This window comes from Pseudomonas sp. CG7, from assembly GCF_023701885.1.
Taxonomy (GTDB): Bacteria; Pseudomonadota; Gammaproteobacteria; order Pseudomonadales; family Pseudomonadaceae; genus Aquipseudomonas; species Aquipseudomonas zanjanensis.
Genome location: NZ_JABAEE010000079.1, coordinates 21202 through 28714 on the forward strand (window position 1 = coordinate 21202; position 7513 = coordinate 28714).

General features: G+C 61.5%; 6 protein-coding genes and 1 pseudogene. 1 reads left to right on the forward strand and 6 read right to left on the reverse strand.

Annotated elements, in window-relative coordinates; all coding sequences use genetic code 11:
• Positions 1 to 29 precede the first annotated feature (29 nt).
• Positions 30 to 905 (forward strand): annotated as a pseudogene (locus tag HGO40_RS24915) (LysR substrate-binding domain-containing protein); the annotation flags it as partial.
• Positions 906 to 1093: 188 nt separating this feature from the next.
• Here HGO40_RS24915 and ispD read toward each other — a convergent pair.
• The 6 genes from ispD to tilS all read right to left on the reverse strand — a co-directional run.
• Complete coding sequence (gene ispD / locus HGO40_RS24920) at positions 1094 to 1801, reverse strand: 2-C-methyl-D-erythritol 4-phosphate cytidylyltransferase (RefSeq protein ID WP_250965186.1); 708 nt, start codon at positions 1799 to 1801, stop codon at positions 1094 to 1096.
• Positions 1798 to 2076, reverse strand: coding sequence for a cell division protein FtsB (gene ftsB / locus HGO40_RS24925; RefSeq protein ID WP_250965187.1), 279 nt, complete (start codon positions 2074 to 2076; stop codon positions 1798 to 1800). Before ftsB ends, ispD begins: the two co-directional genes overlap by 4 nt.
• A gap of 171 nt (positions 2077 to 2247) precedes the next feature.
• Positions 2248 to 3537: a phosphopyruvate hydratase gene (gene eno, locus HGO40_RS24930; RefSeq protein ID WP_013692387.1), complete on the reverse strand. Its 1290-nt coding sequence runs from the start codon at positions 3535 to 3537 to the stop codon at positions 2248 to 2250.
• Positions 3538 to 3786: 249 nt separating this feature from the next.
• Complete coding sequence (kdsA, locus tag HGO40_RS24935; RefSeq protein ID WP_053118876.1) at positions 3787 to 4632, reverse strand: 3-deoxy-8-phosphooctulonate synthase; 846 nt, start codon at positions 4630 to 4632, stop codon at positions 3787 to 3789.
• 4 nt (positions 4633 to 4636) lie between these two features.
• Positions 4637 to 6268 (reverse strand): CTP synthase, encoded by a 1632-nt coding sequence (gene pyrG, locus HGO40_RS24940; RefSeq protein ID WP_250965188.1) that lies wholly within the window; start codon positions 6266 to 6268, stop codon positions 4637 to 4639.
• 274 nt (positions 6269 to 6542) lie between these two features.
• Positions 6543 to 7513: tRNA lysidine(34) synthetase TilS (tilS, locus tag HGO40_RS24945; protein ID WP_250965189.1), on the reverse strand; the 971-nt coding region annotated here is incomplete at its 5' end.

The following is a 7513-nucleotide window of genomic DNA, read 5'->3' on the forward strand; positions in this document are numbered from 1 at the left end:
ACATTATTGCTGCATAGGGATAATCCTGCATGTCTGATATCCGCTGGGAAGGCATCGACGAGTTTGTCGCCGTGGCCGAATGCAGCCAATTCACTGCCGCCGCCGAACGCCTCGGGGTGTCGTCTTCCCATATCAGTCGACAAATCGTACGGCTTGAAGAGCGTCTACAGACGCGCTTGCTCTACCGCAGTACCCGCCGCGTGACGCTGACCGAAGCCGGACAAACCTTTTTGCAGCATTGCCAGCGCCTGCAGGACGGACGCGAGGAAGCACTGCGAGCCGTCGGCGACCTGACCAGTGAGCCCAAGGGCATGCTGCGCATGACCTGTGCCGTGGCCTATGGCGAGCGGTTTATCGTGCCGCTGGTGACGCGGTTCATGGGGCTTTATCCGCAGCTGCGGGTCGACATCGAGCTGAGTAATCGCCCTCTGGATCTGGTGCATGAAGGCTTGGACCTGGCGATTCGCCTTGGCCGCTTGCAGGACTCGCGCCTGGTCGCCACGCGCCTGGCACCGCGACGCATGTACCTGTGCGCCTCACCCTCTTACCTGGAACGCTACGGCCGCCCCCATAGCGTGTCGGAGCTGAGCCGCCACAATTGCCTGATCGGCAGCTCCGACATCTGGCAACTGGAGCAGAACGGGCGGGAGTTTTCCCAGCGAGTCCAGGGAAACTGGCGCTGCAACAGTGGGCAAGCGGTGCTCGATGCAGCGCTGCAAGGGGTGGGCTTGTGCCAATTGCCGGACTATTACGTGCTGGAACATTTGCACAGCGGTGCGTTGATCTCGCTGCTGGAAGCGCATCAACCGCCGAATACGGCCGTCTGGGCGCTATATCCGCAGCAGCGGCACCTATCGCCCAAGGTGCGCAAGTTAGTGGATTATTTGAAGGGGGGGCTGGCTGAGCGGCCAGAATATCGGGGAGGATTAGAGTTCTTCGTTGCCTGGGGTGACGTCATCGCGAGCAAGCTCGCTCCCACAGTGGACCGGTGTGAACACACGTCCATCATTCGACGATAAACCCTGTGGGAGCGAGCTTGCTCGCGATGGCGCCGGCCCAGACGATGACGATCCAATGAGCAAACAGATCCAGCTTAATGCCGATTCGCCCACCGCTGACGCAACCACTCCAGGTCTTCCGGCCGGGTGACCTTGATGTTATCCGAGCGCCCTTCGATCAACCGAGGCGCCTGCCCCGCCCATTCCATGGCAGAGGCTTCGTCGGTAATCACCGCATCCGCCACCAAGCTGTCGGCCAGGGCCCGATGCAAGGCACCGAGGCGGAACATCTGCGGCGTGTAGGCTTGCCAGATCACGCTGCGATCAACGGTTTCCAGCACACGGCCATGCTTGTCGACGCGCTTGAGGGTGTCCCGCGCCGGGACGGCCAGCAAGCCGCCAACCGGGTCGTTCGCCAACTCGCCAAGCAATGTGTCCAAGTCGTCCCGGGACAGGTTGGGCCGGGCGGCGTCGTGCACCAGCACCCAATCGAAATCATCGGCGCCCTGCTCGTGAAGATGCAACAAGGCATTGAGTACCGAATCCGAACGCTGCTCGCCACCGTCGACGCGCTGGATGCGTGTGTCGTTGGCGCAGGCCAGGGTCGGCCAGTAAGGATCGTCGTGGGCAAGGCTGACCACCACCCCCTTGACGGTAGGGTGATCGAGGAAACAGCCGAGGCTGTGTTCGAGAATTGTCCGTCCGCCCAACTGCAGGTATTGCTTGGGACGGTCGGCGGCCATCCGGGCACCAACGCCCGCGGCAGGAATCACGGCCCAGAAGGCCGGTAGACGAATGCTCATTGGGCCAACTGGTAGAGGGTTTCGCCCTCCTTGACCATGCCCAATTCATGACGAGCCCGCTCTTCAACGGTCTCCATGCCTTTTTTCAACTCGGTCACTTCGGCGTCCATCACCCGATTACGCTCCAGCAACGCCTCGATCTCAGCGTGTTGATCGGCAATTTGCTGAGTCAGGTCGGCCACTTGCGCCAGGCTGCCATTACCCACCCACAGGCGGTACTGCAGGCCGGCCAGCAACAGGAGCAAGACAAGAAACAACCAATTGGGACTGCGCATCGAATATCAGGTATCCAGTGAAAAAAGACCGCCATGCCAAACTTTGAAGCGTCTGATAGCACGAAGCCTGGAGAACCCAGGCTTGTGCTTGATAAGGCATCAGGTTAGAGGCAAAACCGCCGTCATGGCGACCTTTACGACCTAACCCGCTGTCTTTTTACCATTTACCGCTTAACCGCGAAACTCGGCGCGACCGTTGTACTTGGCCTTGCCATTCAACTGCTCTTCGATACGCAGCAGTTGGTTGTACTTGGAAACGCGGTCGGAGCGGCACAGCGAACCGGTCTTGATCTGGCCTGCCGCGGTGCCCACGGCCAGGTCGGCAATGGTCGAATCTTCGGTTTCACCGGAGCGGTGGGAGATCACGGCGGTGTAGCCGGCAGCCTTGGCCATCTGGATGGCTTCCAGGGTTTCGGTCAGGGTGCCGATCTGGTTGAACTTGATCAGGATCGAGTTGGCGATCTTCTTGTCGATGCCTTCTTTCAGGATCTTGGTGTTGGTCACGAACAGGTCGTCACCCACCAGCTGGGTTTTCTCGCCGATCTTGTCGGTGAGGATTTTCCAGCCGGCCCAGTCGGACTCGTCCAGGCCGTCTTCGATGGAGATGATCGGGTAGCGTTCGGTCAGGCCCTTGAGGTAGTCGGCGAAACCTTCGGCGGTGAACACCTGGCCTTCGCCGGACAGGTTGTACTTGCCGTCTTCGTAGAACTCACTGGCGGCGCAGTCCAGGGCCAGGGTGACGTCGGTGCCCAGCTTGTAGCCAGCGTTGGCCACGGCTTCGGAGATTACTTTCAACGCGTCTTCGTTGGACGCCAGGTTCGGTGCGAAACCGCCTTCGTCGCCAACGGCGGTGCTCAGGCCACGGGCTTTCAGCACGGCCTTGAGGTGATGGAAAATCTCGGTGCCCATGCGCAGGCCTTCGGAGAAGGTCTTGGCGCCAACCGGCTGCACCATGAATTCCTGGATGTCGACGTTGTTATCGGCATGCTCGCCGCCGTTGATGATGTTCATCATCGGCACCGGCATCGAATAGACACCTGGGGTACCGTTGAGGTTGGCGATGTGCGCGTACAGCGGCAGGTCCTGGTCCTGGGCGGCGGCCTTGGCGGCGGCCAGGGACACGGCGAGGATTGCGTTGGCACCCAGGGTGGCTTTGTTCTCGGTACCGTCGAGCTTGATCATCGCGTGATCGAGGGCTTTCTGGTCGGCAGGGTCCTTGCCCAGCAACAGTTCGCGGATCGGACCGTTGATGTTGGCAACGGCCTTGAGCACGCCCTTGCCCAGGTAACGGCTCTTGTCGCCATCACGCAGCTCCAGCGCTTCGCGCGAGCCAGTGGAAGCACCGGACGGCGCGCATGCGCTGCCGATGATGCCGTTGTCGAGAAGCACGTCCGCTTCAACAGTGGGGTTGCCACGGGAGTCGAGAACTTCACGACCTTTGATGTCGACGATTTTTGCCATTGTTGTAAACACTCCAAAGTTGACTAGAACGTTGCAGAAAACGTGCTCGCTCTCAGTTGCGATTCAGTCAAGAGACCGAATGGGAGCGCTTCGCGCTCCAGCGGGAGCAAGCTCCCTCGCCACAAGAGCGCGGCTTGCCGGCGATGGAGGCCTCAGGGCACCATCGCTGGCAAGCCATGCTCCCACAAGAGCAGTGCGGCCAGCAGGCCAGAGCGATAATCGAGCGGTACTTTACCGGAGAAAACCGCGTTACGCGGTTTCTATCGTCGGAAAACCCTTGACCAGCTCATCCAGGGACTTGAGCTGAGACAGGAAAGGTTCCAGCTTGTTCAAGCGCAAGGCACAAGGGCCGTCGCACTTGGCGTTGTCCGGATCGGGGTGGGCCTCGAGGAACAGCCCTGCCAGGGACTGGCTGATACCGGCCTTGGCCAGGTCGGTGACCTGGGCGCGACGACCGCCAGCGGAGTCGGAACGACCACCAGGCATCTGCAACGCATGGGTCACGTCGAAGAACACCGGGTACTCGAACTGCTTCATGATGCCGAAGCCGAGCATGTCCACCACCAGGTTGTTGTAACCGAAGCTCGAACCACGCTCGCAGAGGATCAACTGGTCGTTGCCAGCCTCTTCGCACTTGCTCAGGATGTGTTTCATTTCCTGGGGCGCGAGGAACTGGGCCTTCTTGATGTTGATCACCGCGCCGGTCTTGGCCATCGCGACCACCAGGTCGGTCTGGCGCGACAGGAAGGCCGGCAACTGGATGATGTCGCAGACCTCGGCGACGACCGCGGCCTGGGCAGGCTCGTGGACGTCGGTGATGATCGGCACGCCGAAGGCTTGCTTGATGTCCTGGAAGATTCGCATGCCTTCTTCCAGGCCCGGGCCACGGTAGGACGTCACGGACGAGCGGTTGGCCTTGTCGAAACTGGCCTTGAACACATAAGGGATCCCCAGTTTCTGGGTGACCTTCACGTACTCCTCGCAGACCTGCATCGCCATGTCGCGGCTTTCCAGTACGTTCATGCCGCCGAACAGCACCATGGGCTTGTCGTTGGCAATCTCGATATCGCCGACGCGGATGATTTTCTGGGCCATCGTCTTATGCCTTTTTCTGGTGTTGAGCCAAAGCGGCCTTCACGAAACCGCTGAACAACGGATGACCGTCCCGTGGCGTCGAGGTGAACTCGGGGTGGAACTGGCAGGCGACGAACCATGGATGGTCCGGGGACTCGACCACTTCCACCAGCGCGCCGTCACCGGAACGACCGGAAATCTTCAGGCCGGCCTCGATCAGTTGTGGCAGCAGGTTGTTGTTCACTTCGTAGCGATGACGGTGACGCTCGACGATCACATCCTTGGCGTAGCAATCGTGCACCTTGGAGCCGGCTTCGAGCAGGCACTCCTGGGCACCGAGACGCATGGTGCCGCCCAGGTCCGAACTTTCGGTACGCACTTCCACGGCGCCGGTGGCATCTTCCCACTCGGTGATCAGGCCGACGACCGGATGGCCGCTGGCGCGATCGAATTCGGTGGAGTTGGCGGCTTTCCAGCCCAGCACGATACGGGCGAACTCGATGACCGCCACTTGCATGCCCAGGCAGATCCCCAGGTAAGGCACCTTGTTTTCACGAGCGTATTGCACGGCGGTGATCGTGCCTTCCACGCCCCGCAGGCCGAAGCCGCCCGGCACGAGGATCGCAGCGGCGCCTTCGAGCAGGCCGGTGCCCTGGTTCTCGATGTCTTCGGAATCGATGTAGCGCAGGTTGACCTTGGTGCGGTTGCTGATACCGGCGTGACTCATCGCTTCGATCAGCGACTTGTAGGCGTCCAGCAGCTCCATGTACTTGCCGACCATGGCGATGGTGACTTCGTGTTCCGGATTGAGCTTGGCATCGACCACGGCGTCCCATTCGGACAGGTCGGCGCCGGCACATTGCAGGCCGAAACGCTCGACGACGAAGTCGTCCAGGCCTTGGGAATGCAGGATGCCCGGGATCTTGTAGATGGTGTCGGCGTCTTCCAGGCCGATGACCGCGCGCTCTTCGACGTTGGTGAACTGGGCGATCTTGCGGCGCGAAGAAATGTCGATCGGGTGATCGGAGCGGCAAATCAGCACGTCCGGCTGCAGGCCGATGGAACGCAGTTCCTTGACGGAATGCTGGGTAGGCTTGGTCTTGGTTTCGCCGGCGGTGGCGATGTACGGCACCAGTGTCAGGTGCATCAGCATCGCGCGCTTGGCGCCGATTTCGAAACGCAACTGGCGGATGGCTTCGAGGAACGGCTGGGACTCGATATCGCCCACGGTACCGCCGATTTCCACCATCGCCACGTCGGCGTCGCCGGCACCCTTGATGATGCGGCGCTTGATTTCGTCGGTGATGTGCGGGATGACCTGGATGGTCGCGCCCAGGTAGTCACCACGACGTTCCTTGCGCAGCACGTGTTCGTAGACACGGCCGGTGGTGAAGTTGTTGTTCTGGGTCATGGTCGTGCGGATGAACCGCTCGTAGTGGCCCAGGTCCAGGTCGGTCTCGGCGCCGTCGTGGGTGACGAACACTTCACCGTGCTGGAACGGGCTCATGGTGCCCGGGTCGACGTTGATGTACGGGTCCAGCTTGAGCATGGTGACCTTAAGTCCCCGCGCCTCCAGGATGGCCGCCAATGAAGCCGAGGCAATGCCTTTCCCCAATGAAGAAACAACACCGCCCGTGACGAATATGTAGCGCGTCATGAAAAACCCTAGAAGTCTGCGTTAAAGCGGTCCGAGCCGCCGGGGAAAGCGAAGGAAGGCCGAAGCCCCCGCTCACCTGCATTAATCACAGTGCACCTTTCAAAAAAACCGCCGCGTTGGGACAGCCCGGAAGTGAAATCACCGGTACGTTGCTCGCTACACATTTTTTGGAATCGCCCAGCAAAGACTGCTTGGTAATCGGCAACTCCTGCAATTCAGGCGAATCCACAGAAGTTGTATCAAGAACGGAGCGTAGTCTACCGGAAAGCCCCTTTCAGCGCAAACCCAGATCTTGGTTTCCTGGCGTCCAGATCAATTGCCAACTGCCATCAGCCTGTGCATCGAGGCCGGCCAGGTTGGCCACCGCCAGCAATTGCTCGCCCTGATAGAGCAGCGGCAATCGGTCGCGAACGAACGCCGGCACGCCCTTTTCGTTGAGCAAACGCTTGAGATCACGATGACCACGGCCAGGTAGCACCATCACTTCGCCGCCTTGACGATAGCGCACGCTAAGCGGTCCCGCAGGCGGCTTGCCGTTGAGCACCAGCTGACCATTGCCCGGCAAGCGCAGCGCAACCGTCGGATCCGCCCAGGCGACGGCGCCTGGCGGCGAAGACAGCCAGTGGTCGGATAACCACCAGACCCGCCCGCCGGCCCGGTGCAACTCGCCGCCGGCCAGGCGCCAGACTGGCCGGGCATCGTCCGCGGCATCGCGCAACGCATCCCAGCTCGCCCAGTGATCGCTGTCGGGCAGCAGGGTCAGCGGCGCCCGCCAGTGGCTCAAGGCATTGCGCGGACGGGCCGGCGACAACGCCCGCAAAGGCGCCAGCGCCAGGGATTGCAACCCAAGCCAGTCGAACGCACACGGGATGGCGGCCTGGGCCAGGGCGATCCGCGCCAAGTCGTCCAGCAAGCCTTGGGCCTCGCCCATGTGCGCTGCGCCGCGAGCCAGGGTTGACGAGGCTTGCGGCCAGTGCTCGGCCAGCATCGGAAAAACCCGCTGGCGCAGGTAATTGCGCGCGTACCGGTGATCGTCATTGGACGGGTCGTCGATCCAGCTCAAGCCTTGCTGCGCCGCATAGGCTTCCAGCTCCACGCGGGACACATCGAGCAACGGCCGCAGCAGATGCCCCTGGCCCAATGGACGTTGCCGTGGCATCGCCGCCAGGCCCCTCACCCCCGCCCCCCCCCGGGGGCGAAACCATAGAGTCAGGGCGGGAGGATGACGATGGTGGGGGGGGAGCG

Excerpts from the sequence above, each read along its gene's own strand:
- ispD (WP_250965186.1), bottom strand. The coding sequence starts at position 1,801 with ATGAGCATTCGTCTACCGGCCTTCTGGGCCGTGATTCCTGCCGCGGGC.
- ftsB (WP_250965187.1), bottom strand. The coding sequence starts at position 2,076 with ATGCGCAGTCCCAATTGGTTGTTTCTTGTCTTGCTCCTGTTGCTGGCC.
- eno (WP_013692387.1), bottom strand. The coding sequence starts at position 3,537 with ATGGCAAAAATCGTCGACATCAAAGGTCGTGAAGTTCTCGACTCCCGT.
- kdsA (WP_053118876.1), bottom strand. The coding sequence starts at position 4,632 with ATGGCCCAGAAAATCATCCGCGTCGGCGATATCGAGATTGCCAACGAC.
- pyrG (WP_250965188.1), bottom strand. The coding sequence starts at position 6,268 with ATGACGCGCTACATATTCGTCACGGGCGGTGTTGTTTCTTCATTGGGG.